This is a genomic window from Virgibacillus sp. JSM 102003 (assembly GCF_041949995.1).
In the GTDB taxonomy this organism is placed as follows: domain Bacteria; phylum Bacillota; class Bacilli; order Bacillales; family Amphibacillaceae; genus Lentibacillus.
Genome location: NZ_JBHFQH010000002.1, coordinates 115,414 through 140,909 on the forward strand (window position 1 = coordinate 115,414; position 25,496 = coordinate 140,909).

Annotated in this window: 27 protein-coding genes and 1 riboswitch; of the genes, 17 read left to right on the forward strand and 10 right to left on the reverse strand. The window is 39.0% G+C overall.

The genetic code is table 11. The features are described from left to right. Window positions 1-17 precede the first annotated feature (17 nt). Entirely contained in the window at window positions 18-1,073 is a 1,056-nt protein-coding gene (locus ACE1TG_RS03040; RefSeq protein WP_375050883.1) for a coiled-coil domain-containing protein, read from the forward strand. On the opposite strand, the gene metC is transcribed toward ACE1TG_RS03040, so the two are convergent. After that, window positions 1,026-2,219: a cystathionine beta-lyase gene (gene metC / locus ACE1TG_RS03045; RefSeq protein WP_375050884.1), complete on the reverse strand. Its 1,194-nt coding sequence runs from the start codon at window positions 2,217-2,219 to the stop codon at window positions 1,026-1,028. The genes ACE1TG_RS03040 and metC overlap by 48 nt on opposite strands. Continuing rightward, window positions 2,216-3,337, reverse strand: coding sequence for a methionine biosynthesis PLP-dependent protein (locus ACE1TG_RS03050; protein WP_375050885.1), 1,122 nt, complete (start codon window positions 3,335-3,337; stop codon window positions 2,216-2,218). The genes metC and ACE1TG_RS03050 overlap by 4 nt, the downstream gene beginning before the upstream one ends. A 74-nt stretch (window positions 3,338-3,411) precedes the next feature. Next, a riboswitch (SAM riboswitch) is annotated at window positions 3,412-3,517 on the reverse strand. Window positions 3,518-3,725: 208 nt separating this feature from the next. On the opposite strand from ACE1TG_RS03050, the gene ACE1TG_RS03055 reads away from it, so the two are divergent. Together ACE1TG_RS03055 and ACE1TG_RS03060 are read left to right on the forward strand one after the other, a co-directional pair. After that, window positions 3,726-4,517 carry a helix-turn-helix domain-containing protein gene (locus ACE1TG_RS03055; protein WP_375050886.1) on the forward strand — a complete coding sequence of 264 codons (792 nt, stop codon included), beginning with the start codon at window positions 3,726-3,728 and terminating at the stop codon, window positions 4,515-4,517. 42 nt (window positions 4,518-4,559) lie between these two features. Next, window positions 4,560-5,111, forward strand: coding sequence for an alpha/beta hydrolase (locus tag ACE1TG_RS03060; RefSeq protein ID WP_375050887.1), 552 nt, complete (start codon window positions 4,560-4,562; stop codon window positions 5,109-5,111). 126 nt (window positions 5,112-5,237) lie between these two features. On the opposite strand, the gene ACE1TG_RS03065 is transcribed toward ACE1TG_RS03060, so the two are convergent. Continuing rightward, complete coding sequence (locus tag ACE1TG_RS03065; protein ID WP_375050888.1) at window positions 5,238-5,594, reverse strand: YuzC family spore coat inner layer protein; 357 nt, start codon at window positions 5,592-5,594, stop codon at window positions 5,238-5,240. A gap of 98 nt (window positions 5,595-5,692) precedes the next feature. On the opposite strand from ACE1TG_RS03065, the gene ACE1TG_RS03070 reads away from it, so the two are divergent. The 6 genes from ACE1TG_RS03070 (at window position 5,693) to ACE1TG_RS03095 (ending at window position 9,995) form a co-directional block, all read left to right on the forward strand. Continuing rightward, the gene (locus tag ACE1TG_RS03070) at window positions 5,693-6,472 is read left to right on the forward strand and encodes an HAD family hydrolase (protein ID WP_375051087.1); all 780 of its coding nucleotides are present in this window, start codon (window positions 5,693-5,695) and stop codon (window positions 6,470-6,472) included. 40 nt (window positions 6,473-6,512) lie between these two features. Beyond that, window positions 6,513-7,076: a hypothetical protein gene (locus tag ACE1TG_RS03075; RefSeq protein WP_375050889.1), complete on the forward strand. Its 564-nt coding sequence runs from the start codon at window positions 6,513-6,515 to the stop codon at window positions 7,074-7,076. 176 nt (window positions 7,077-7,252) lie between these two features. Further along, window positions 7,253-7,861 carry a class I SAM-dependent methyltransferase gene (locus ACE1TG_RS03080; RefSeq protein WP_375050890.1) on the forward strand — a complete coding sequence of 203 codons (609 nt, stop codon included), beginning with the start codon at window positions 7,253-7,255 and terminating at the stop codon, window positions 7,859-7,861. Window positions 7,862-7,991: 130 nt separating this feature from the next. Then, entirely contained in the window at window positions 7,992-8,780 is a 789-nt protein-coding gene (locus tag ACE1TG_RS03085) for a cupin domain-containing protein (RefSeq protein ID WP_375050891.1), read from the forward strand. Window positions 8,781-9,253: 473 nt separating this feature from the next. Continuing rightward, the gene (locus ACE1TG_RS03090) at window positions 9,254-9,631 is read left to right on the forward strand and encodes a hotdog domain-containing protein (protein WP_375050892.1); all 378 of its coding nucleotides are present in this window, start codon (window positions 9,254-9,256) and stop codon (window positions 9,629-9,631) included. Between the two features lie 76 nt (window positions 9,632-9,707). Beyond that, window positions 9,708-9,995 carry a TIGR04104 family putative zinc finger protein gene (locus tag ACE1TG_RS03095; protein WP_375050893.1) on the forward strand — a complete coding sequence of 96 codons (288 nt, stop codon included), beginning with the start codon at window positions 9,708-9,710 and terminating at the stop codon, window positions 9,993-9,995. A gap of 370 nt (window positions 9,996-10,365) precedes the next feature. Here the strand turns inward: ACE1TG_RS03095 and serA are convergent, their stop codons facing one another. From serA to ACE1TG_RS03115, 4 genes are all read right to left on the reverse strand, one after another. Next, window positions 10,366-11,952, reverse strand: a complete 1,587-nt coding sequence (gene serA / locus ACE1TG_RS03100; RefSeq protein ID WP_375050894.1) for a phosphoglycerate dehydrogenase — start codon at window positions 11,950-11,952, stop codon at window positions 10,366-10,368. Window positions 11,953-11,962: 10 nt separating this feature from the next. Continuing rightward, a complete protein-coding gene (locus ACE1TG_RS03105) occupies window positions 11,963-13,108 on the reverse strand; it encodes a pyridoxal-phosphate-dependent aminotransferase family protein (RefSeq protein ID WP_375050895.1) in 1,146 nt (381 codons plus the stop codon). Then, entirely contained in the window at window positions 13,108-13,884 is a 777-nt protein-coding gene (locus ACE1TG_RS03110) for an NRDE family protein (RefSeq protein WP_375050896.1), read from the reverse strand. Before ACE1TG_RS03110 ends, ACE1TG_RS03105 begins: the two co-directional genes overlap by 1 nt. Before the next feature lie 91 nt (window positions 13,885-13,975). Beyond that, window positions 13,976-14,392 carry a general stress protein gene (locus tag ACE1TG_RS03115; protein ID WP_375050897.1) on the reverse strand — a complete coding sequence of 139 codons (417 nt, stop codon included), beginning with the start codon at window positions 14,390-14,392 and terminating at the stop codon, window positions 13,976-13,978. Between the two features lie 326 nt (window positions 14,393-14,718). On the opposite strand from ACE1TG_RS03115, the gene ACE1TG_RS03120 reads away from it, so the two are divergent. From ACE1TG_RS03120 to ACE1TG_RS03140, 5 genes are read left to right on the forward strand one after another with little or no spacing between them, the layout of a single operon-like run. Further along, complete coding sequence (locus tag ACE1TG_RS03120) at window positions 14,719-15,228, forward strand: GNAT family N-acetyltransferase (RefSeq protein ID WP_375050898.1); 510 nt, start codon at window positions 14,719-14,721, stop codon at window positions 15,226-15,228. Between the two features lie 35 nt (window positions 15,229-15,263). Further along, entirely contained in the window at window positions 15,264-15,725 is a 462-nt protein-coding gene (locus ACE1TG_RS03125) for a GNAT family N-acetyltransferase (protein ID WP_375050899.1), read from the forward strand. Between the two features lie 24 nt (window positions 15,726-15,749). Then, entirely contained in the window at window positions 15,750-16,166 is a 417-nt protein-coding gene (locus ACE1TG_RS03130; protein WP_375050900.1) for a GNAT family N-acetyltransferase, read from the forward strand. 14 nt (window positions 16,167-16,180) lie between these two features. Next, window positions 16,181-16,753: an NUDIX hydrolase gene (locus ACE1TG_RS03135; protein ID WP_375050901.1), complete on the forward strand. Its 573-nt coding sequence runs from the start codon at window positions 16,181-16,183 to the stop codon at window positions 16,751-16,753. Between the two features lie 31 nt (window positions 16,754-16,784). Further along, complete coding sequence (locus tag ACE1TG_RS03140; protein WP_375050902.1) at window positions 16,785-17,627, forward strand: DNA alkylation repair protein; 843 nt, start codon at window positions 16,785-16,787, stop codon at window positions 17,625-17,627. A 4-nt stretch (window positions 17,628-17,631) separates the two neighbouring features. Here the strand turns inward: ACE1TG_RS03140 and ACE1TG_RS03145 are convergent, their stop codons facing one another. Further along, the gene (locus ACE1TG_RS03145) at window positions 17,632-18,231 is read right to left on the reverse strand and encodes a class I SAM-dependent methyltransferase (protein ID WP_375050903.1); all 600 of its coding nucleotides are present in this window, start codon (window positions 18,229-18,231) and stop codon (window positions 17,632-17,634) included. 267 nt (window positions 18,232-18,498) lie between these two features. On the opposite strand from ACE1TG_RS03145, the gene ACE1TG_RS03150 reads away from it, so the two are divergent. After that, entirely contained in the window at window positions 18,499-19,146 is a 648-nt protein-coding gene (locus tag ACE1TG_RS03150) for a transcriptional regulator (RefSeq protein WP_375050904.1), read from the forward strand. Between the two features lie 313 nt (window positions 19,147-19,459). Here ACE1TG_RS03150 and ACE1TG_RS03155 read toward each other — a convergent pair whose 3' ends face one another. Beyond that, on the reverse strand, window positions 19,460-20,440 hold the full coding sequence (locus ACE1TG_RS03155; RefSeq protein ID WP_375050905.1) for a S8 family peptidase: 981 nt from the start codon (window positions 20,438-20,440) through the stop codon (window positions 19,460-19,462). A gap of 233 nt (window positions 20,441-20,673) precedes the next feature. On the opposite strand from ACE1TG_RS03155, the gene ACE1TG_RS03160 reads away from it, so the two are divergent. Next, complete coding sequence (locus ACE1TG_RS03160) at window positions 20,674-22,083, forward strand: MDR family MFS transporter (protein WP_375050906.1); 1,410 nt, start codon at window positions 20,674-20,676, stop codon at window positions 22,081-22,083. A gap of 617 nt (window positions 22,084-22,700) precedes the next feature. Here the strand turns inward: ACE1TG_RS03160 and ACE1TG_RS03165 are convergent. Further along, window positions 22,701-23,267, reverse strand: coding sequence for a TetR/AcrR family transcriptional regulator (locus ACE1TG_RS03165; protein WP_375050907.1), 567 nt, complete (start codon window positions 23,265-23,267; stop codon window positions 22,701-22,703). A gap of 280 nt (window positions 23,268-23,547) precedes the next feature. On the opposite strand from ACE1TG_RS03165, the gene ACE1TG_RS03170 reads away from it, so the two are divergent. Then, entirely contained in the window at window positions 23,548-25,494 is a 1,947-nt protein-coding gene (locus ACE1TG_RS03170; protein WP_375051088.1) for an efflux RND transporter permease subunit, read from the forward strand. Window positions 25,495-25,496 lie beyond the last annotated feature (2 nt).

Consider the following 25,496-nt stretch of genomic DNA (forward strand, 5'->3'; position numbering starts at 1 on the left):
AATTTTTTTGGTAAAGAATGAGCGAGCAGCACGGAAACTCGAGCGAGGAGCACTGGAACTCGAGCGAGGAGCACTGGAACTCGAGCGAGGAGCACTGGAACTCGAGCGAGGAGCACGGAAACTCGAGCGAGGAGCATGGAAACTCGAGCGAGCAGCACGGAAACTCGAGCGAGGAGCACTGGAACTCGAGCGAGGAGCACTGGAACTCGAGCGAGGAGCACGGAAACTCGAGCGAGCAGCACGGAAACTCGAGCGAGCAGCACGGAAACTCGAGCGAGGAGCACTGGAACTCGAGCGAGGAGCACTGGAACTCGAGCGAGGAGCACTGGAACTCGAGCGAGGAGCACTGGAAACTCGAGCGAGCAGCACGGAAACTCGAGCGAGCAGCACTGGAACTCGAGCGAGCAGCACGGAAACTCGAGCGAGGAGCACGGAAACTCGAGCGAGGAGCACGGAAACTCGAGCGAGGAGCACGGAAACTCGAGCGAGCAGCACGGAAACTCGAGCGAGGAGCACGGAAACTCGAGCGAGGAGCACGGAAACTCGAGCGAGCAGCACGGAAACTCGAGCGAGCAGCACTGGAACTCGAGCGAGCAGCACCGGAACTCGAGCGAGCAGCACGGAAACTCGAGCGAGCAGCACCGGAACTCGAGCGAGGAGCACGGAAACACGAGCGAGGAGCACTGAAACTCGAGCGAGCAGTACTGGAACTCGAGCGAGGAGTACGGAAACTCGAGCGAGGAGTACGGAAACTCGAGCGAGGAGCACGGAAACTCGAGCGAGGAGCACGGAAACTCGAGCGAGCAGCACCGGAACTCGAGCGAGGAGCACGGAAACTCGAGCGAGCAGCACTGGAACTCGAGCGAGCAGTACTGGAACTCGAGCGAGCAGCACGGAAACTCGAGCGAGGAGCACGGAAACTCGAGCGAGGAGCACGGAAACACGAGCGAGCAGTACTGGAACTCGAGCGAGCAGCACTGGAACTCGAGCGAGCAGCACGGAAACTCGAGCGAGCAGCACAAATTTTATCCGACTACATGTGGATTCTTTACTTGTTGAGAAGCGGCTTGTAATGCATGATCCAGGTCTGCGATTAAGTCATCGACATGTTCAAGTCCGACTGAATACCGGAATAATCCATCGGTGATCCCTCGTTTTTCTCTTTCTTGCTTTGGCATTGCAGCATGAGACATTGTTGCCGGATACGACAGAATAGTTTCTACTGCTCCAAGACTTACAGCGAATACTGGCAGTCGAATTTGTTCGACAAATGTTTTCGCTATAACTGAACCTTCTATTTCGAATGAAAGGACTGCTCCTGAACCATTAGATTGTCTGTTGTGTAGGTCATGTCCTGGATGATTCGGTAATCCTGGATAAAATACGTTCTTAATTAATGGATGATTAGTTAAATAGGCAGCTATTTTCAGTGCTGATTCAGATGATTGCTTAAGCCGGGAGCCTAACGTTTTGATGCCTTGAATTAACAAATAGGAATCCTGAGCGCCTAGTATGGAGCCGAAGGAATTTTGAATAAAGGCCAATCTATCTCCAAGCTCTTCTGTGTTTGTAACAGCTAGACCTGCAATAATATCACTATGGCCAGACAAAAACTTGGTTGCACTATGGAGCACAATATCAACACCAAGGTTAATTGGCTTCTGGTAAAGTGGTGTCATGAAAGTGTTGTCGAGAAAAGTTAGGCAGTCATTCGCTTTGGCAATTTTAACAATACCCTTAATGTCAGTAATGTTTAAACATGGGTTTGACGGTGTTTCGATATAGATTACTTTTGTATTCGGTTTAATTGCATCGTTAACCTCAGTTAGGTTTGTCATATCTACAAACGTGTGATCAATTTTAAATTTGGTTAGTACTTCGGTTACAAATCGGTAAGTACCGCCGTACACATCCGATGATACTAGAACATGGTCACCAGCGGAAAGCAGCATAAAGGCTGACGAGATGGCAGACATTCCAGAAGCAAATGCTAAGCCGCGGGCACCTTCCTCTAATTGCGCTATTTTTTCTTCCAGCGCTTGTCTTGTCGGATTTCCTGAGCGGCTATAATCAAATGGTCCAAACGCATCAAAGGATTCCTGATGATAGGTTGATGACAGATAAATCGGCACATTCACTGCACCTGTTTTCTGTTCAACGTCCGAATTTGATGGAGCATGAATTAATTCTGTTTCTAATTGATTCTTGTTACTACTCATTTCTTGGCCTCCTCCTTTTTCAATGATGAGAGTACTTGATTCAAATCGGCAATCAGATCCTCCGCTTGTTCAATGCCAACAGAAAACCGTAATAACCGGTTATCGATTCCACGGAGTGTTCGTTCTTCTTCCGGTATCTCTGCATGGGTCTGTGTCGCAGGATACGTAATGAAACTTTCAACCCCGCCAAGGCTTTCTGCAAAAGTAATTAATTCAAGGTTTTCTAAAAAAGGTTCAACCCAATCTGCTTTCTTGAGGCGGAATGAAAGCATGCCGCCTTTACCCGGATACAATACGTCAGTAACTCCTGGTTCGTTTGCTAAATAATCAACTATTTTCCGTGCATTTTCATCGTGCTGCTTCATCCTTAGAGCAAGTGTTTTGAGGCCTCTAATAATAAGCCATGAATCAAATGGAGACAGGACTGCACCTGAAGCATTATGGATAGTTGCAAGTTTTTCGCAAATTGCCTCTCCTTTTGCAGCGACTAGACCTGCGAGAACATCATTGTGTCCGCCAATAAATTTTGTAGCACTATGAACGACGATATCAGCGCCTAGTTCGAGCGGCTGCTGGAAATAAGGAGTTAGGAATGTGTTGTCAACAATGAGTAACAGGTCGTGTTTCTGTGCTAGTGCTGCATATGCCGTGATATCGATTTCCTGCATTAACGGGTTTGTTGGGGTTTCAATGAATAATGCTCTCGTTTTTGGTGTAATTAATTTCTCTGTCACGGCAACATCCTCAAACTCTGAATAGGTTGTCTTTATATCATAGACATCATCGTAATGCTGAAGTAAACGGTATGTACCACCATAAATGTCCTCAGGAACAATGATTTCATCACCGGAACGGAAGAGGGAAAGAACTAACTGAATAGCTGCCATTCCGGAACTGCAGGCATAGCCGCTATCACCGGCTTCTAGTTTTGCAATCCCTTCTTCCAGGATAGCTCGCGTCGGATTTTTCGTACGCGTATAGTCGTAACCAGTGGATTTGCCAATTCCTTCATGCTGGAATGCAGTTGATAAATAGATCGGCGGATTAACTGCACCTGTTGTTTTATCACTATTATTGCCAAGTTGTGCTAAGTTGGTTTGGATACTTTTATCTGACATAGTAATCATCCTTTTCATGAAAAAAATTAGGGACCCTCCAGATAAGAAGAAGGTCCCTAATAGCGCAAACAATCTTCTCATCTTCAGGTAACGTGTTACCTTTTGGATTTAGCACCGGACCAGTTATGGCGGGTTGCTGAGACATCACAGGGCCAATCCCTCCGTCTCTCTTGATAAGAAATATATGTGATTTTTATTTACTTGATTTTTCTTACTTTAATACAAACGATTGGATAATGCAATAGAAAATTATAATTTATTTGGTTTGTCCAGCTATTTCTGTTTTTCTTTTAGAAAGATATCATGAAGTAATTAAATACATATTTTCGAAAATAGAGAAGGAATTTTTATATGAAAATAGAATAATTAACACGGAGGTGTAGAGACAATGACTGACCAATATGCTGTAGAAATTGATGCAGTGATTGAGTACATCCGTGAAAATATCCAAGAGCCCCTGCCCCTTTCTCATTTGGCTAAATACGTAGCTTATAGCCCGTATCATTTTTCCCGTATATTTAAGCAAAAAACAGGTCTTCCGCCACATTATTATGTTTCTTCCCTCCGTCTGCAAAGGGCAAAAGATTTACTGTTACGTACGAATTTAAGTGTTCGTGATATAGGAATGGAGGTTGGACAACAAAGCTTGGGAACCTTTACAACTAGATTTACGGAACGGGTAGGTGTAACACCTGCTGAATTTCGGAATTCAACGGTTCATGCAGACTATCGATTAAGCAGGTTAAAGAGGCTAAATGATTGGACTGACAGCTTACTATTAACCTCAAATACACACGTAAAGGTCGAGGGGACCGTTCATGCGGATGCTCCTTTTGAAGGGGTTATTTTAATTGGCTTATTTGCAAAACCAATTCCAGAAGGGCTTCCTTTATATGGGACGCTACTTTCTTCATTGGGTACTTTTTGTTTTACTGGGGTCAAACCTGGCACGTATTACTTAATGGCTACATCTGTATCCTGGGAAATGCAGGCAAGGGATATACTGCTCCCGTACTCAACATTACGCGCCAGATTAAAGGCACCGATAATTGTTAAGAGACACACAATTGTTCCGCATCAACATGTGACACTTCGTGAACCACAACTTGATGATCCACCGATCCTAGTGTCGATCCCTCTCTTAATGAATAATTTTCTGAATCGAGTATTAAAGAATTAGCAATCTCTTAATCTTAACTAGGATTTTATAAGGAGGAGTGCAATGACAAAACAAATACTATTCATTCATAGTGCTGGACCACAAGGGGAGCACGAAGGAAGCTTTGATTTAATAGTGTATTTGCAAGATAATCTAAATGCAGAATATAATTTGATAATTCCTGAAATGCCTAATCCGGAAAACCCGGAATATACAAGATGGAAGGAGCGGCTTAGCAAAGAGTTTGCGTCATTAGAAGGTGAAGTTATTTTGATCGGGCATTCTTTGGGTGGATCGGTATTACTAAAATATCTATCTGAAGAAGATTGCCATCTTAAGATATCCAGTTTACATAGTGTTGCAGCACCTTACTGGGGTAAAAATGGTTTTTGGGAGAGTGAAGAATTTGCGCTGTCTGAAAATTTTGCTGCAAAGCTTCCTCCAATATCACAAGTGTTTTTTTACCATAGTCGCGACGATGAAGTAGTTTCATTCGATCATTTTAAGGAATATACGGAAGAATTTTTAACAGCAGCTCCACGTGCAATTGAAAACAAGGGGCATTTATTTCATAGTGGATTGCCTGAACTTGTGAATGATATTAAAGGACTGTAGATTGTAAAATTAAGGGTAAATATAGATGGGATAATTTTTATTTTTGGTAGTTATGATTAAGTATAAGCGCTATTAAGACTTATCGCTATGATAAGTTTTATAAACCTACATAGTTGTTTATCGAATCTAGCGCCAGCGTAATGCAATTTGCAGTTTACAACAATCTGTATTTGCAACCTGTGATATAAGTATCAGCCGTAGTCCATCGGGGTTGTAATGAATATCAACTTCTGACTTAATACCTGTAGAGTGAATTAATCGCTCAACCTTTGCAGTATCAGCGACCTGTGCTGCATACATTAGTTCTGCATCAAATTCGTGTGATTCTGCAAGTTTATTAAGAACAATACTCGCGTCATCCATGAGCTTTTTCGTTTCATTTGCTGATTGATATAATAGGTTGGCGTCAACTGGTGGATATTGCTCGCGATCTGGCCAGGAAGTGGAATTGGGGTAATAACCTGGATAATTGACGTAATACATAAAAAATAATCCCTCCTTGTAAAATACACCCATTTAATTATATGCATAAAAAATTGTTTATGGGAATGAACGGGATTTACGGAAAGGACGCTGATGAAATGATTAAAGCACTCTTATTTGATCTTGATGATACCTTGCTTTGGGACAAAAAAAGTGTAAAAGAGGCATTTAAGGCTACTTGTGAATTGGCAAAGCAAACATATGATATTGACCCTGTTAAGCTTGAAGCGAAAGTGCGTGAAAATGCACGGAAATTGTATGCATCCTATGATACATATGCTTTTACAAAGATGATTGGCATTAATCCGTTTGAAGGACTATGGGGTGATTTTCGGGATGAAGGGGAATCTTTTCGCAAGTTGAAAGAAATTGTTCCTGAATATCGGAAAGAAGCTTGGACGAGAGGACTGCATGATTTAGGAGTTGATGATTCAGATTTCGGTTATCAGCTGGCAGAAACTTTTCCTGCGATGCGCAAGAAAAATGCGTTTGTATATGAGGATAGTTTTGCAGTACTTGATCAGTTAAAAGGGAAGTATCAGTTGCTGCTGCTAACGAATGGGTCCCCTGAATTACAACAGACGAAGCTTAACATCACGCCACAACTCATGACGTATTTTGAGCAGATAGTTGTCTCTGGGGCTTTTGGAAAAGGGAAACCAAATCCAGCAATCTTTGAACATGCGCTTAAGCTTCTTGCTGTACAGAAGGATGAGGTATTGATGGTTGGGGATAATTTAAGTACAGATATCCTTGGTGCCGAGCGAGCTGGCATAGATTCCGTCTGGATTAACCGTCATGACAAAGAATGTAATGAAGTGAAGCCAACATATGAGATTGAAACCTTGACAGAGCTATTGCCGTTGCTGGAACGGTGAATCAGGGATAATGAAGTACAAACTGGAGGATTAAGCAGTTATGTCGAATAGGTTCTTGGACCAGTTTTACACAATTGATCCGCATTCAGGTGACTATATAATTGAAATTAATTTAGAGAATTATGATGATATTTTTAATACTTGGGATTCCTCTGTATATAACATTAGGGATCTTGATTCGAGTTTGAAATCTTTTTTAGAGGAATGTTCTAACGATATCAAATCACAAAAAAATATAAAACTGAGATTTAACATGCAAAAGCAGGAAAGAAATATTGATATGGAAAAAAATATTGAAAAAGGTATTCGGAATTATTTTAATTATGTCCTGTATACGACGAAAAGAGATTTTGCCAACATAAGAAAAAGAGTCTTTCTTTATATTATCATTTCTGTTTTGTTTACGACGTTATCATTTTATCTGCAAATTTCCGAAAGCGAGAAGGTTATAAATGAGATTATTTCACTAAGCGTAACAGTAGGTGGATGGGTTTTTCTCTGGGAAGCATTTTCACTTATCTTTATTCAAAGCAGTGACTTATGGAAGAAAAGGAAGCAATATACGAGGATTTTAGCAGCACCAATAGTTTACAGGTATCACTGACACGGCTTCAAGTGCAATCTGGATAATTAAGCATAAGTGGAATAGTTATTTTGAAAAGTGCTTTATTCTGTATAGTCAGCATTTCAGTGATTTATTCGGACCTCGCCAAAATATGAATAAAATTGAAATTATCTTATATATATGGATGAAAAGTCAATTCTTCAGGAAGTGAACAAATGAAAAAAGAGAAGCTAATTAAAAAATACGATAAACAGGTAAAAATGTATGAAAGTAAACGCGCAAATCAAAAGTTTGCTGAACTGAGAAATAAACTTATAAAAAATGCATACGGAAAAGTCTTAGAGGTCGGTGTTGGAGCTGGAGCGAACTTTTCTTATTATGATCGGAATAACGTTGAGATAACAGGAGTTGACTTTAGTCCAGAGATGATTAAGAGTGCCAAAAGAACAGCATCGAATTTTCAGATGAAGGCAGAATTTATACAAGACGATATTGATGAGTTGATAATAGAGCCTAACTCTTTTGATAGCATCGTATCAACCCTTTCACTTTGCAGTTATCCTGACCCAATTGCAACATTAAATAAGTTCAACAGTTGGTGCCGTGAGGATGGTGTTATATTGTTGATGGAACATGGTCTCAGCTCTAATTCATTACTTTCTTTTACCCAAAAAATGATCGACCCACTACATACTAAGATAACTGGTTGTCATTGCAATAGAAATATCGATAAAATAATTGAAGGATCCATTCTTCAGGTTGATCAGATCGAACGTTATTGGGCTGATATCATTTATTTGATACGGGCAAAACCTATTAAGTAATAGTTTGATTTAATGTAATTAAATTAAGATAGTTAAAAAAGGACCCTTGAATCTTAGTACATTATTTTAACAGATGCATAGGATAATTTTATAAATTGTGAAGGGATTGAGAAAAATTTATTATCCACATATGTATCCGTATCAACATCCTTATTATGTTACTGTACCAATGTATAATTATGGAAGGCATCCTTTACCTAATGAGTTAGAGCATGCTGACAGATTTGGATCATTCAACGCTTATCAAGGTGATGAAGGTGCCAGGTTGCAAGATTATGGCCCGAATCCTTTTGTCATTAATATTAATGAAGCAACACTACAAAACAATACGTTTCGTACTGCTTTATGGACAGGAACACATTTGCAGGTTACGTTAATGAGTATCAATGTCGGTGAGGATATCGGTTTGGAAATGCATCCTGACGTTGATCAATTTTTACGTGTAGAACAAGGCCAAGGAATTGTCAGAATGGGTAACAGCAGAGATAATTTAACCTTTGAACGAAATGTATATGATGATTCTGCAATACTAATACCTGCTGGATCATGGCATAACCTGACCAATACTGGTAATGTTCCCCTAAAACTTTACTCAATATATGCTCCTCCTAACCATCCATTTGGCACAGTTCATGTTACCAAAGCAGATGCTATGGCAGCTGAAGAAGAGCATGAGAATGGAAATACAGTTATTTCAGGCAAGACGCCAGATGAATGGGTGCAGCATACAGAATATCTGGTGGAGGAAGGGTTAGAAGATGTACGCAGGGGAATAAATGCAACTCATATTCTCCAGGAATTCATTTTGATGGGAGTTCTTGTAGGGAAAGGATATTCTCCTGAAACAGCATATGAAACAGTAGAAGAATGGGAACGGACAGGAGAATCCAAACTACTTCAGCAAAGTAAAAATATGTAGGGATATATTTGGAGTTTTAAAGAGGGCGAAAACCTGAATTTCATTAACGAGGGAATGTAATTGATATTGCTCAAATATAATCTTTATTCTAGTAATGTGGTGGCAAACGGATCCTCATTCCGCTAAATGGCCAAAAAACCGCTTAGCAGAGGCTTAGATGAATCCTCGTTCCGCTAATTGCTATAAAACAGTTAATTATAACGTCGAAAAGGGCAAATAGCGGAACGAGGATCCGGAACCAAGCTCAAACTAGGGAGTTTGGGACGAATAGCGGAATGAGGATTCATGTTAAACAGCAAATGGATCCTCATGCCCCAACAAGGAGATTCTCTTTTTATTTTTGTTTACTATTTCAGAAAATTGTGATCCATTAATAACATTTATGTTAATTTTCACTAAGGTAGATTGTACAAGCGTATAGGAATTGTAGTGATTGAATATAGGATACACATTAAAATTAAGGAGGGGTAAATTTGTCTTTAAAAGTAGGGGATATCATTACATTTGAACGGTCTTTTTCGGAAAGGGATGTTGAGTTATTTTCCGAAATTTCAGGTGATGAAGGTGCTCATCATAAAATGCCAGATGAACAAGGAAAGCTTGTTGTACAAGGTTTATTAACGGCGACTCTTCCAACAAAAGTAGGTGGAGACTATAATGTAATGGCTCGTAATATGAATTTTGAGTTCTTAAGACCTGTGTTTACAGGAGATACAATCATTTGCGAAGTTACAATTGAAAAATACGAAAAGCAGGAGAAGAACAGATCATCCATTAGAGCATCCTTTTTATGCAACAATCAGCATGGAAAAGAGGTATTAAAGGGAGAATTTTCTGGGGTAATACTTTAAGCTTTTACTAACGGTTTACATAGATTTAGAAAAAGTAGTGCTGGGGCTGCTCAGTAAGATAATTGGGGGGAGATGGATGCCCGTTTGCCATAATTGCGGTAGAAAGTGGACTTGGAAACAAACGATTAAAACAATGTTCAGATTGAAATGCCCGCACTGTGGTAAAAAGCAATATGAGTCTGCATCATCAAGAATAAGGGGTAGTGTATTTGTGCTTATTCCATTAATTTTATTACCTATAAATGCCTGGTTTGAGTTTTCAATAGGTACTGTGTTGATTCTTGCTATTATCTTTGCTTTTATAATGATCGGCTTATATCCTTTCATTATAAAATTATCTAATGAAGAGGAGCCTTATTGGTAGGGAGAGGGTTTCTTAGTGCAAGCCGATCATGTTTTTAGTCGGCATGAATCCTCATTCCGCTAAATGGCCAAAAAACGGCTTAGCAGAGGCTTAGATGAATCCTCGTTCCGCTAATTGCTATAAAACAGTTAATTATAACGTCGAAAAGGGCAAATAGCGGAACGAGGATCCGTAGCCAAGCTCAAACTAGGGAGTTTGGGACAAATAGCGGAATGAGGATTCATATCAATCTGCAAGCGGATCCTCATTCCGCTAATTACCGGGAATCGGGGAATCTGAAGAATATTCAAGGTCTGGTGGTTTTGACAAACAAAAAGCACCGTAAAATTACGGTGCAATTGGATGATAGGTAGCGACCCTAATCGTAACCCTATAAATCTATTGCTGTAACTTCATGAATTTCTTCCAGGGATTTTAACTCGTCTAATTCTTCTTGTTCCATATGTCTGTCAACTTTAAGCATCATAATTGCTTCTCCGCCGATGTCCACTCGATCCACTTGCATTGTTGCAATATTGATTTGATGCTGAGCGAGGATACTTCCCATCCTGCCGATAACCCCCGGTTGGTCCTGGTGATAAATGACAACAATATGATCCTCTGGTGTTACATCGACACTGTATTTATCAACTTTGACGATTCTTGGTCCTAGGCCATTTAATAGAGTTCCTGCTACGCTTCTTGTTTCTGTTGCTGTCTTCACTTCTACTGTCAGCAGATTTGTAAAGCCTCTGGTCCGGGATGTTTTATTTTCGTTAATGTTAATTCCTTTTCTTTTAGCAAGGTAAAGGGCATTCACGTCGTTAACATGGTCGCCGAGATGGCGAGTCAGTAGCCCTTTTACTGTATTTCGCGTTAATGGTGCAACTTCTACTTCAGATAAATCGCCAGCATAATAGATATTTACTTCTTCAACCACCTCGTCAGTTAAGTGAATGAGGAATGAACCAAGTTTTTCTGCTAAGTTGAAGTAAGGCTCGATTTTGCTCATGATTTCATTTGGGACGGATGGCAGGTTAACCGGATTTCTGACTAAATCTCCCGTTAAAAAGCCGATAACGTCCTGGCAGACATCGATAGCAACATTTTCCTGTGCCTCAATTGTGCTAGCCCCAAGGTGTGGTGTGGCAAAAACTTCTGGTAACTCTAGGAGCTTATTGTCATGGAACGGTTCTTCTTCAAAAACGTCCAGTGCGGCACCGGCAACTTTTTTATTAACAATAGCGTTATATAAAGCTTCTTCATCAATAATTCCACCGCGGGCACAGTTGACAATTTGCACTCCAGTCTTCATTTGCTGGAACGCTTCAGCATTTATTAGATGCTTTGTCTCCTTTAATAAAGGTGTATGTACCGTGATGAAGTCCGCTTCTTTTAAAACATCTTCAATTGACCCGTAGCGAATTCCCATTTTATCTGCTTTCTCTTCAGTTAAGAATGGGTCGTACGCCATAACGTCCATCCGTTGGCCTTTGGCTCTGGAAGCGACTTCTGTACCGATCCTGCCAAGCCCGACGATCCCTAGTGTCTTATTCTTTAGCTCGACGCCGACATATTTTTTCCGGTCCCATTGATGATTTTTAAGTGCATAATAGGCTTGAGGGATTTTTCTGGATAACGACATTATCATGGCCATCGTATGCTCGGCAGCAGAATTCGTATTCCCATTCGGAGCGTTGACAACGATAATACCATTCTCGGTTGCTGCATCAAGGTCGATATTATCAACTCCGACACCAGCACGACCGATGATCTTCAGTTTCTTAGCTTTCTGGATAATGTTGCGTGTTACTTGTGTTTGACTTCTTACTAGTAAGGCATCGAAATCGCCAATTTTGCTCTCTAATTCTTCTGGCGATAGTTTCGTTTCGATTACAAGATTCATATTTTCCGCTTCACGGAGAGGCTGTAAACCTTCCTCACTTAGCGGATCTGCAATTAATATATTAAATGACATGTTAAAACTCCTAACCTAAGTATATTTCTTGTGCAGCTTGTGTTCCTTTACCTAGTTCAATGTCTTTACTTATTTTTCGCAGGCTGATTTCTACCACACTAATTGTTTGCAGAACATCTGCTGGAGAGCAGTAGCCCATATGGCCAATCCGAAAGATTTCACCTTTCATATGCTGCTGGCCACCTGCAACAGCTAAACCGAATTCTTCTTTAAGGACATTTCGCAGTGCCTCCGCTTCAAAATCAGCAGGTTTTATCGCTGTTACAGTAGGGGAAGCAGCGTTATCACTCGTTAAAAGAGGGATATTTAGGGCACGAAATGCGGCTCTGGTCATTTCCATCATTAGGCGGTGCCGCTCGTGAATTTGTTCCAGCCCTTCTTCATTCATAAGTGTTAATACCTGTTCCAGTCCTAACAAAAGTGATAGGGCAGGGGTGAATGGTGTTGAATCTTTTTCCAGGTTTTCACGGTACTTTTTTAGGTCTAAGTAAAAGCGTGACTGTTCATTCTGCTCGATTGTTTTCCATGCACGCTCACTTGCAGCTAAAAAGGTCAGACCAGCGGGAAGCATCATTGCTTTCTGAGAACCTGTTACCAATAGGTCGATACCCCATTCATCCATTTTGCATTCAACACCGCCAATGCAGGATACTCCATCTACAATGAATAATGCATCTGAATGTGCATGTACTACTTGGGCAAGTTCCTGTACTGGATTAAGTACTCCTGTGGATGTCTCGCAAAACGTGGCAAACACAGCTTTTATCGTAGGGTATTTTGTAAGGTATTCCTTAATAGCATCGGGGGTAACGGCTTCTCCCCATTCAACATCATAACGATGCGTTTTTATTTGATAGGCATCAGTTATTTTGACGAAACGTTCACCAAAAGCACCTGTTGCGATGACTAGCACTTCGTCTCCTGGGCTAACCGTATTAACAACTGCTGCTTCCAAACCCGCTGTTCCACTTCCGGTGATAATCGCGACATCTTGTTCGGTTCCGAAAATGGGTTTCAGTTTCGGTTTAATGCTTTTGAGTAAATCCTTTGTTTCCTGACCCCGATGCCCAATCATTGGCTGGCTCATGGCGCGCTGTACGCTTGGGGGAATTGGAGTTGGTCCGGGAATTCTTAGTAATTGCTGGTCTGATAACATCAATTTTCTCCTTTCTGCAGTTGGAAATTATAGTGATTTTCTTTTGCAAAATCTCCTTTATCATATGTGCGTTCAACAAAGGTCACTTCATCATTATTGTCTACTAGCAAGACAGTGGAGGAGCGGGTGCCATATTCAGGTGTTTTGATGAATAATGGTGAGAGTTTTCGTTCGAGGTCTAATCCTACACCTGTTTCCGGTAAGTTTTCATCTTGTGCTTCTTCAGCATCTGAAATGATCTGAAATAACTTATCTGTTTGGACTGTTTCTTGGCCCATTGTATATTTATGTAAATTTGTTTTTCCTTTCGTGACTTTCGGCCATGGTGTATTTAAAAAATGATTACTAAGCCCATGTGTACCTGGACTGATTTCTGTAATTTTATCTTGTATGTTATTGTAATATAAAATTTGCTTTGTGTCTCCAATAATTATATTAAATCCTGCATAATTATGCTTGTTTACTTTTAATGATTCCAGAAAATTATGTGGCGCTGTATCTTCCGCTAAATAGCTCCTGACTATGTCACCACGTGATTGCTCACCAGTAGCTGGCTGTTCAGGGTCACGGTAGTTCGTTAATGCTGCAAATCTTCCTTGTTTTGTGATGCCAAGCCATGTCCCCTTCTGGACTAAATCACGTCCAGCCAGAATATTTGGTTCATCATCCCAAAAGCGAGCTTGCGCCGTTGGTCTCCCATAAAACTCATCCCGATTTGCCGCAACTATTAATTTATAGTTTGGATGCTCGTGAAACTGAAAATTGATTAAGCACATTGTAGGATCGCTCCTTTTTTTACTCATTATACGTAAAAAAGAAGGTTTAGCAATAAAAAAATTTAAGCGAACAGCATCAGGTGCTGTTCGCTTAATTACGATGAATGACTTCTTCCTCTAATGTGACGGTGTCACTGGTAGAGTCATTTCCCATTTTTAATTTGTCATCAGCTATTACTAAAATTTCGCCAGATTCAATAGCATCCACATATTTTGTTGCTTGTTTGTCAGATACACCGAGCTGAACTAATTTTTCATGTACATTAAGACCTGAATCTTGAGAATTAAGCATTACTTTTTTAATTTTATCTATGAAAGAACCTTTTTCATCATCTTCTGTTGCATTGTTTTCCACGTCAACATCTGTACGTTCTTCCAGTTCATCTGTATTTTCCTTATTTGTAAAGACGGTAATATTTTCAGCTTTAAGACCTTTCAGTTCCAATACCGACACCTTCTTAATAGCATCCTCCTTTGAGTGAAATGGTCCAAAAATTTCGTTAGCCATTACCAAAGCCTCCCATTAGAAAATATAATTCTTATTTGGCAGTTAAGAAAGTATAAATCCTTTCTTACTGCATAAGTGCAACTAAGGCTTATCTATATAAAGGATTTGAGATAAGCCAAGTTTTCTAATCTATACCCATAAAATAAAACTTCAAAACTGGATGAATTTTAAAAAAATGGTAGAATGGTAGAATGTTAAAGTTAGATTAGCTGCATCAAGGGGGATTCAATTGCATATTGTTATAAAAATAATTGGCAAAATATTTAAAAAGAAACATAGCGACGAAGAAAAGTTTAAGTACAAATGAATAGGAGTGTCATCATGAAATGAACGTTATAATTCGACAAGGTCAAGTTGAAGACGCAGAAGCAATGTTAACTATTGAACGTGATGTTATCTCAGAAAGCAACTATTTAATTACAGTAGAGGAAGAGTTTGGTAAAACTTTAGAGGAACAAAGACAATGGTTACAGAACATAATAGAAAACAAAAGAGAAACAGTATTTGTAGCAGAAGTAAATTATGAAGTTGTGGGTTGGATCGTTTTTTATGCCCAAAACCGAAAAAGATTATCCCATACCGGGTCACTAGTTATGATGATAAATCAAATGTATCGAAGTAATGGAATAGGTAAACTGTTGTTACAGGAATTATTAGATTGGTGTGAAAACAATTCCTTCATTGAAAAGGTAAGTTTAGGAGTTCTTTCAACAAATTATAAAGCAATAAAATTGTATAAAAATATGGGCTTTACTGAAGAAGGACGAAAAATTAGGGAATTTAAGATAAATGAGAGGGGATATGCGGATGATGTGCTCCTCTATAAATTGGTTTAGACAAAGGGCTGCTTAGTAGACGAGGAGGGATATTTATGACTTATGCGTTTGAAATTATGACGCAGGAACAGGCAGAAGATATTGCATATAACTGGCACTATGATGGGATATATTCTTTTTATGATATGGAAGCTGATGAGGAGGATCTTGCTGAGTTCTTGGACTCTAACAAACAAAATTCTACATATGTTGTTACAAAAGATAGTGCGGTAGTCGGCTTTTTTAGTTTTAATAGAATTGGAAACAACACCATAGATATTGGGCTGGGGATGAGGCCAGACTTAACCGGTAGTGGAAGTGGGTCGGAATTTATCAAGGCTGGGATGGAATTTGCTAAATCAAACTATTCACCTGATGAAATAACATTATCGGTAGCAACTTTTAACCAAAGAGCGATTAAAGTCTATCGGAAAATTGGATTTAAAGATGTCGAAACATTTATGCAGGATACAAACGGCAGCAGTTTTGAATTTTTGAAAATGGTTTATTACTGCTGAAATAACATGAAATAGGGGATATACATGGAACTAAAATTAAGGAACGGCAAGTCAGTTCATGTTCGGGAATACACACAAGATGATTTTGTAAATATTCAAAGGTTAAATATTAATGAAGGCTGGACAAATCTTGTAGAGAAAAAAGATGATACAAAGCAAGCATGGGACCATTCGAATATTGCATTTGTTGTAATGGATGAAGGGGAATTTGTCGGGTATATTCGTGGAATTACAGATAAATTTATAACTCTATTTATTTCTGAATTAGTGGTAAGTACCGACTATCGCGGGTTAGGAGTTGGACAAGGACTACTTAAATATGTACATAGCTTATATCCTAAAACAAGAATAGAGATGCTTGCCTCGAGTGCATCTCGTACCTATTATGAAGAGCAAGGCTATCGGGCCTTTTATGGCTTTAGGAAAACGTTTGAAGAATGAATGGAGGATTACATATGAGAAAGTGGAAAACGTTAGATTCAGCGTATTTATTTAAGTCACCATTTGGAAATTTGAGAAAAGATAAATGTGAGCTGCCAAATGGAATTGTGATAGATGACTATTATGTTAATGAATACGCTGATTGGGTTAATGCTATTGTTATTACGAAAGAAAATCAAATTGTACTTGTTGAACAATACAGACATGCTGGAGAGGATTTCTATTTGGAGGTTCCTGCAGGTAAAATAGAGGAAAATGAGTCATACGAAGAAGGAATACTAAGGGAGATTAAAGAAGAAACAGGATTCACTTCAAAGAAGAAACCTATTAAATTAGGAGAATTTATGGTTAATCCTGCTACGCAAAACAATAAGGTGAAAACGTATCTGATAATGGATGCCATTAAAGAATTCGAGCAAGATTTAGATGATACCGAAGAGATAGATACTAAAATGATTGATTTTGAGGAAATGGGACATCTAATTACAACAAATCAGATAAAAACACAGCTGTTCACAGCAAATGCTTATTTTATGGCTAAGGTATTTTTATCTGGAGATAAAGTTGCAACTAGTCTAGAAAAATAACTTGCTCTGATACATCTTGGAGGGATTAGACATGGTCGAATCAAAGAAAATTTTAGAATCATTTGTTTATCAGCTTGGAGATGATAATTTCAGAGGGTCCATTGAAACTCTAAAAGAGCTTGGAACTGGGGCGCGTAATACACCAAGGTCACCTGTGAAGAATAAAGCAATAAAATACGTTATTTCTACTGTTCAAGATAAATCACGATTAAAGGGCATGGCTATTAAACTTGCTGAAGTTGATGATGCTACCGCAAAGGAAATCGCTGCTCATTTACTTACGTCTGTTTTTGATGAATATCCTCGTCAAGTTTCAAATGTTTTAAGGTCACTTGCTAATGATGAAAATTGGGAAGTCAGAGAGTGGGTTGCTGGTGCTTGCGGAGAAATACTTACAAATCATTTTGAATTATTCTATGAAGATATAAAAAGTTGGACTCGTGACAACTCAGAGAATGTCAGACGTGCAGCTTCTATAGCTGCGATGTATGCAGGTAAAAAACGTAAAGAGGAATATGGAGAGCCACTGCTTGATATTGTGGAGTTATTGTTAACTGATAGTAGTACATATGTAAAGAAAAATTTAGGACAATTTGCAATCGGGGATGGTCTGCTAAGGTACTATCCATCAAAAGTTTTAAGAAGGTTAGATAAATGGATAGAGATAAGTGATGAAAATGCACGGTGGAATATAGCAAAAATTTTTTCATCAGCTGAGGGTATGAAATATATATGTGAATCAGAAAGTATAATAAAAATACTTTTACATGATGAGCGGTATAAAGTAAAGAAGGCCATTGATTCAACATTAAATAAGGCTATAAAGAAAAACCCAGAATTAGTTAATGGATTAACTATAAATGTAAAACAATAACTATCTATTTTCGGATAACGACCTGAATGACATGACCCAATCCGGTATGACGGCTTCCTTCGTTACGTGTTGCTTCACCATAATAAAAATGGATGCACTTGTATGGTTTGATCCAGTTGAGGATATCTGACGGATTATACAGATGTTCTACAGTAGGAGGACCACCGGATTTATAATTAATTTGATTTTCTGAGTACACTTCAAACATAATCTGCCCGCCAGTTTTAACGGATTGAATTATATTTTCGATTAAAAATTGCTGATCTGGCTTTGGCACATGGCCGAATACCATAATAGCAGCATCGTATTGGCTGGGTTCTACTTTTTCTTTTGTTAAATCCATAGCAGCAGCTTGTATGGATACATGATGCTGTTCTGCCAGTTTCTTCGCTTTCTCAATGCCGGCTGTTGATTGATCGTACATTGTTACATGATGTCCAAGACTTGCTAAATAAACAGCATTACGGCCTTCACCTTCTGCAAAGCAACCAACATTTGATCGGGGCGGAATCTGCTCACTCATCTCTCGAATGAATTCATTTTCAGTTGTACCATATACATAACCTTCCTCTGAAAATCTGCTATCCCATTTATCTTTTGACATTATATGAAACCTCCTTATAGAAATAATGTACCATTTAAATCGTTTAATTCATAAGGATAAGTTTGTGGGCTGGTGGATTAGGGGGGCGAACAAAAGAATAGTTTCCTATAATTTAAAAATACAGTATAATTAAGAAGTCCTATTAAGCTGGCATATTACCCGCAATTTCTACGTAAACCCCTGTTGTAAGATTTGCCTCGAAAACTAGTTTTTAAAAAAATCACTTTGTCTAGTAACTAAATATAATACCGGAAAGGAAAGTGGACGATGCCAGGATTTGAACAAAAATATGAAGAATGGATTCAAGTACAAATTGCCGAGGAGAAGAACCATCGGAGACGTGAACTTTTGAAAAAGGGTTTAGGTCACGGTACAGTTCAATTTCTTCGTTCTGTCTGGTTTCCGACTGTGGGAAATTTTAATTATTTATACCCTGAATGGGAAGTGCGGGATTTCAACAATGGTTACCGGTACCTTGACCTCGCATACAGACCAGGACATGATGCCAAGGGATGCATTGAAATTCAAGGCTATGGCCCTCATGCGAGAGATCTCGATGTTAGACGATTTAAAGATTTATGCTGGCGGCACTCATTATTAGCCCTCGATGGATGGACCCTCTTACCAATTGCTTATTTATCGATTCAGGACGAACCCCAACGCTGCCAACAGCTTGTTCTAGCTTTTATTGGCAAATTCATCTCTACTGAAGTATCAACTGAATTATCTTGGCTTGAGGCGGAAGTTGTGCGTTATGCACGAAGGTTACTAAGGCCCTTCACCCCTCATGAGATTGTTGAACATTTGAAGATAAGTGATCGTCATACAAGACGCATTTTACATAGTCTAGTTGACTCACAAATTTTAAGTGTGGCAAGCGGTAGTAAGCGTGTTCGAACATATAAGCTTAGGTGATGTTTTGTATAAATTTTAAGCGGACACAGAATACCTTATTTCCAGTAAAACTAGGTCCTTCGTGTTTTTACCGGACACAGTGGACGTTATTTACTAAAAATCAGCCCATAAAAGTGATTATGTACCCTAATAAGAGCACTGGTGTCCGCAAAACCCTGATTTACACCCAAATTGTCACAGATAAGAGCCACAGTGTCCGCTATCATCAAAAAACGACACTACCCCAATATTCCGAGAGATAGTGTTATTATCAACAGCGATAGAGCATAGCTGACCAAGCATAATTCCCACCCGACTGATGCCCACGATCCACCTAGTTACTACCATAATGTCTGTTAAAGGTTTGGAAAAGCTGTTCGAACTGTTCCAGGATTGCTAGTGCAATGAGTCCGTTTCCTTCTGCTGATTTTGGATAGCCTAGAGGTACTGTACGTCTAACCAGCTGGGCATAGATTTCTGTTTCGGATAAGCGTCGATCAAATTGCTTTTCTGCAATGTTGATGACTAAGGCAAGTGCGCCTGATATATGTGGTGTAGCCATGGATGTACCTGATAACCGGGCATACTTACTATCAGTATAAGTAGATAAAATTTTCACCCCCGGAGCGACAAGGTCGATTTCATCATTGGTATTGCTGAATGGTGCAATTTCTCTGTCAAAGTTAATGGCTCCAACTTGTGTTACTTCGTTATAAGCGCCGGGGTATGCGAATTCATCAGTCGCTGGACGGCCATCACCTTCATTCCCAGCGGCGCATATTACTGGGATGCCGGAATCAACTGCTTGTTTAACAGACTTATAAAGTTCGGGTACATCCTCCGGTCCACCGAGCGACATGGATATAACCCTTACTTTTTCACCACTAGGTCCTTCCCAATTTACGGCATAATTTATCCCATCGATAATCCATTGATAATCTCCGCTTCCTTCTCCACTTAAAACTTTTATAATCAAGAGTTTGGCATTTGGTGCAACACCAGAAATTCCTTCATCCTGAGCAGATGAAGCGGCAATTGTTCCTGCCACATGTGTTCCGTGACCGTTGTTGTCATCGTAATTATCTTTATCCCCGTTATAATCGGAAGTGAAGTTCCTTCCATCAATTATTTGTCCTTTCAGATCTGGGTGATCTACTTGGCACCCGGTATCGATAATTGCGACGACATTTCCGTGGCCTTTCTCTGCTTCTTCCCAGGCATCTGGTGCTTGAATCATGGTAACGCCTTCTGGAATATCGGTCGCTGTATCCTGAATTTCTTCAATCTGATAAGGAATCAAGTGAATCTTGCTCATCGTTTATCCCCTCCTTGTCTTATTTAATATATATACCTCTTTTTAATAATCTAAAACGATTATATAGACCTATATTGATCCATGCTAGAAGTAGGAAAATAAAATATATATGTATATTTCTTTTAGTCTTTCATTAGTTGTGTTAGAGTATAATGTTGTTCGTAAATAACGATCTTGAAATAAAAATTTTATGGACAGCAAAGTTTAAAATAAAGAAAGAAGGAAGAAAGATTATGGCAGAAAGTCAGGGACCATCACAATCAGGGGAGACAATTAACAAAGTACCTCTTATGCTAGTTTTAATATCAGGAGCTTTTGCTGCCATACTGAACCAGACTCTGTTAGCGACGGCATTGCCACATATAATGAAGGACCTGCAACTGGACTATAATACTGCGCAGTGGCTGCAGTCCATTTTTATGTTAGTTAATGGCATCATGATACCAATTACAGCTTTTCTTATTCAACGCTATACGACAAGAGGGTTATTTTTAACCGCAATGGGGATATTTGCTGTAGGTACAGTGATTTGTGCTGTAGCAACGAGCTTTCCTATATTAATGGTTGGCAGAATCGCTCAAGCAAGTGGTGCGGGAATTATCATGCCACTCATGCAAACAATACTGTTTCTGATTTTTCCTGTTGAAAAACGGGGGACAGCGATGGGGATGTTTGGATTAGTAATAGCTTTTGCACCAGCGATAGGTCCAACTCTATCTGGTTATCTAGTGGAAAACTTTCCATGGAGAAGCTTGTTCTATGTAATTTTACCAATCATTATTATCGATATTATTGTTGCTTATTTCATTCTTAAAAATGTGACGAAGCGGACGTTTCCAAAGGTAGATATTATATCAATAGTCCTCTCAACATTAGGGTTTGGCGGATTACTATTTGGATTTAGTACGGCTGGGAATGGTGGCTGGACAAGTAACCCGGTTATCATCTCTATGTCTGTCGGGGCTGTTGCCGTTACGTTATTTATTCTTAGACAGTTCAAACTGGAACAGCCAATACTTGAGTTCCGAATATTTAAACACAAAATGTTCACCTTAACAACGGGGCTTGGAATGATTGTGTTTATGGCAATGATTGGATCGGCAGTAGTGTTACCATTACTTATGCAGGATATGTTAGGCTATACGGCATTTGAGTCAGGGCTAATGCTGTTGCCGGGAGCTGCGTTAATGGGGTTAATGAACCCAATTACCGGGCGGCTGTTTGATAAATTTGGTGCTAAATGGCTGGCGATTATAGGATTATTCATCCTAACAGTTACGACGTTCATGTTCACCAATTTAACAACCGAAACCACATTTACCTACTTGGCTGTAGTAAATGCTGTACGAATGTTTGGTGTTGCGATGGTCATGATGCCAGTAACAACAGCTGGATTAAATCAGATTCCAACAGACGTCATACCACATGGTACTGCAATGAATAATACAATGCGACAAATAGCAGGTGCGGTTGGAACAGCCTTGCTTGTGTCAGTTATGACAAATAATACTATTCCTGATGAAGGTATTCCAGGCCTTATTCATGGTGTTAACGTGTCATTTATTGTTGCTGGGGTTATATCTATCGTAGGTTTTGGTTTATCATTCTTCATCAAAAACTCACGACCTGAAGTTGCAGAGTAATTATTAAGAAAGACCATCAAATTATACGCTGATTTGATGGTCTTTCTATTGGTATTACGAATTCAGAATATTTGTGGTAAAATAATTCCAGAGATTGTGAAAAACATTGATTAGCATAAGTATCAGAAGTATAAGTTTGGTAAGCTCTTTTTCTACAAGTACGATTTTTTGGAGGCAATAAATTGGAAAAATACAAACTGGTTTTACTTACTGTTATCACATTATCAGATCCTGGTTTCGGGATTGGTTAAATAAGGTGATTTCAAATCTGCCTCCATTCGTGAAGAACAGAAAGGGTGATTTTAATGCCGTTTGAAAGTGAGATTCCAATCATTTTTTCTTATACTGTTTTTCCATTGGGGTTGGTTTTGTTGATTATTTCTTTAATAGGGCTTAAGAAAGCGAAAAGAAAGGCTTTTCTAGTCGTAGGAACTATATTCTTTCTGATAAGCATGTACCTCTTAAGGTCATTACTTTTCGAAATACCTGACGTGGATAATGTTATGATTTCAGAGCATAACACTTTTGACTTTTACTTATTCCTGATCCCCTTCTGTTTGTTTATCATTTCCTATATTTTATATATCCTGACAGACGTTATCTTGAGACATAGATAATTAATCTAAATAAGACATCCCATAGTTCACAAATTTATTAATTATAATAGCCATCTCTTTAGGGGGCTGATCCATTTCATTTTCAATCCAATCCTTAATGACATTTATAGCTCCACTTACAACGAACGTGCTGAAGTACCTTGATTCTACCTCATCTATATGATTGACAGCCATCCGGTTTTTCATCATAAAACGTTGGGCGATGTTCATCAGCCGCTGCTCAAAAGTGGGGTCTCCATTTTTCATTAATAATGTTTGGAACATAAATTTATTGTTTGTAATGTATTCCAGTAATTTTTGAGTCATCTCTTGTGACTCTTCTTCGATTGTAAAGCTGTAACTGCTTAGATACTTAATCATATCCTCCGAAATTTCTGCTTCTATTTTGTCCAGTAAATCGTAATGATCTGCATAATGCGTATAAAAAGTTGAACGATTAATATCTGCCATTTCACAAATTTCTTTTACGGTAATGGCAGATATTGGTTTTTCGGCCAGTAATGTAATAAGACTTTCCTTTAAAATTTTGCGGGTGTATTTTTTACGCCGGTCTAATTTCTGACTCAATTTGAAAATCCTCCTTTTTCGTACGTTTTTCTAACGGAAATCCAACACAATTTAACAATATGTTGAATAGCTGACGATATTTATAAAACTGTTTGTTGATTATCCAACACAGTGTCTATTACAATGATAAAGTGTATTAAGGTACTATTGCAAGAAAGGATGAAGTCTTATTGACCAATCAGCAAGAATTATTAAACATAAAAAACCCATTGTGATAACATTTATCATCATTGCGCTAATTAGTACAGTTGCGCAATTTGCTGTTTCAGTCAATTACAATATGGTTGATTATCTGCCAGATGATGCACCATCAATAGTGGCTATGGATTTAATGGAAAAAGAATTTGATGAGCCGATTGCGAATGCGAGGGTGATGGTTCGTGATGTCTCGATTACCGAATCTTTAGCATACAAAGATAAATTAGCTGCAATCGATGGTGTAACTTCAGTGACTTGGTTAGATGATGTTATGGATATAAAAACGCCAATCGAAATGGCTAATCAGGATACTGTAGAAACTTATTATCAAGATGAATCAGCCTTGTTTTCCATAAATATTCGTGAAGGTGAAGAAGTTGAAGCTACTGAAAAAATTTATAATCTGATTGGTGAGGAAAATGCTATTTCAGGTGAGGCAGTAGACACAGCGACATCACAAAAAATGGCTGGTAATGAGTCTTTAAATGCAGCCTTATTATTAGTCCCAATCATTATCATCATTTTAATTCTATCCACTAGCTCCTGGATGGAACCTTTATTCTTTTTAACGGCTATTGGGGTCTCTGTAATCATTAATTTAGGTACAAATATTTTTATCGGCGAAATATCGTATATTACCCAATCGGTGGCACCGATCTTACAGCTTGCTGTATCGCTGGACTATGCAATTTTTTTACTTCATAGTTTCTCCGACTATCGAAAGCAAGTTTCAGATCCTAAAGAAGCGATGCAACTAGCTATTAAACGATCATTCCCAGCTATTGCAGCGAGTGCATCAACAACCTTTTTCGGTTTTATGGCCCTCACATTTATGGACTTTGGCATTGGAGCTGACTTAGGTCTTAACCTTGTGAAGGGAATTGTCCTGAGTTTCATTAGTGTCATTGTCTTTTTACCTGCATTAACACTGATGTTTTACAAGTGGATTGATCGTACACAACACAAACCACTTGTTCCGAGCATTAAAAATATCGGAAAGCACGTTATGAAATTTAGGATTCCAAGTTTATTATTAGTCTTACTATTAATTGTGCCAGCATTTTTAGCGCAAAGTGAAACATCCTTCATATATGGTACTGGGGAACAGCCGGAGACAACACGTGCTGGTTCAGATGCAGCCGCGATACAAGAAGAATTTGGGGAAAATACGCCAATGGTCTTACTTGTTCCTAATGGTGATATGGCGAAGGAGGAAGAGCTTGTTCAACAGTTAGAGAATCTGCCTAATGTGTCGAGTGTTATTTCCTATGTGAATGTCGTCAGTTCGGCCATTCCCCCTGATTATTTAGAGGAATCGACGACGGAACAATTTTATTCAGAGAACTACACGCGAATTACTCTGAACACTGATACAGGTTCAGAAGGGGAAGCAGCCTTTTCGCTAATTGAGAATGTTCGAGATACTGCTGAAACTTATTATGATGACACCCATCTACTAGGTGAGAGTGTAACGTTGTATGATATGAAAAAAATCGTTGAAGAAGATAACACAGTCGTGAATTTGCTAACGGTAATTGCAATTGCTATCGTGCTTTTAATTACATTCCGATCAATCTCCATACCTGCTGTCTTATTATTAACAATTCAGTCTGCAGTTTGGTTTAACTTATCGGTTCCATACTTTATGGATTCGTCGTTGGTGTATGTTGGTTATTTAATTATCAGTACGGTACAACTTGCCGCAACAGTCGACTACGGCATCTTATTTACGGAGACATACCAAAACCTTCGTAAAGAAATGCCGGCTATGGAAGCAATTAAGAAAACGATTGATGATAAGATTTTTGCGATATTTATTTCCGCTTCGATTTTATCAAGTGTTGGATTTATTTTATCATTAACATCATCAAACCCAATTGTGTCTTCGATCGGTTTATTACTAGGCAGAGGTGCGTTACTCGCATTTATTATGGTCGTATTTGTCCTGCCAGCTATGCTGGTCATTTTCGATCGAGTAATTGAAAAAACAACACGAAGAGCAAACTTCTATAAAGGGAAAGGGAAATGATA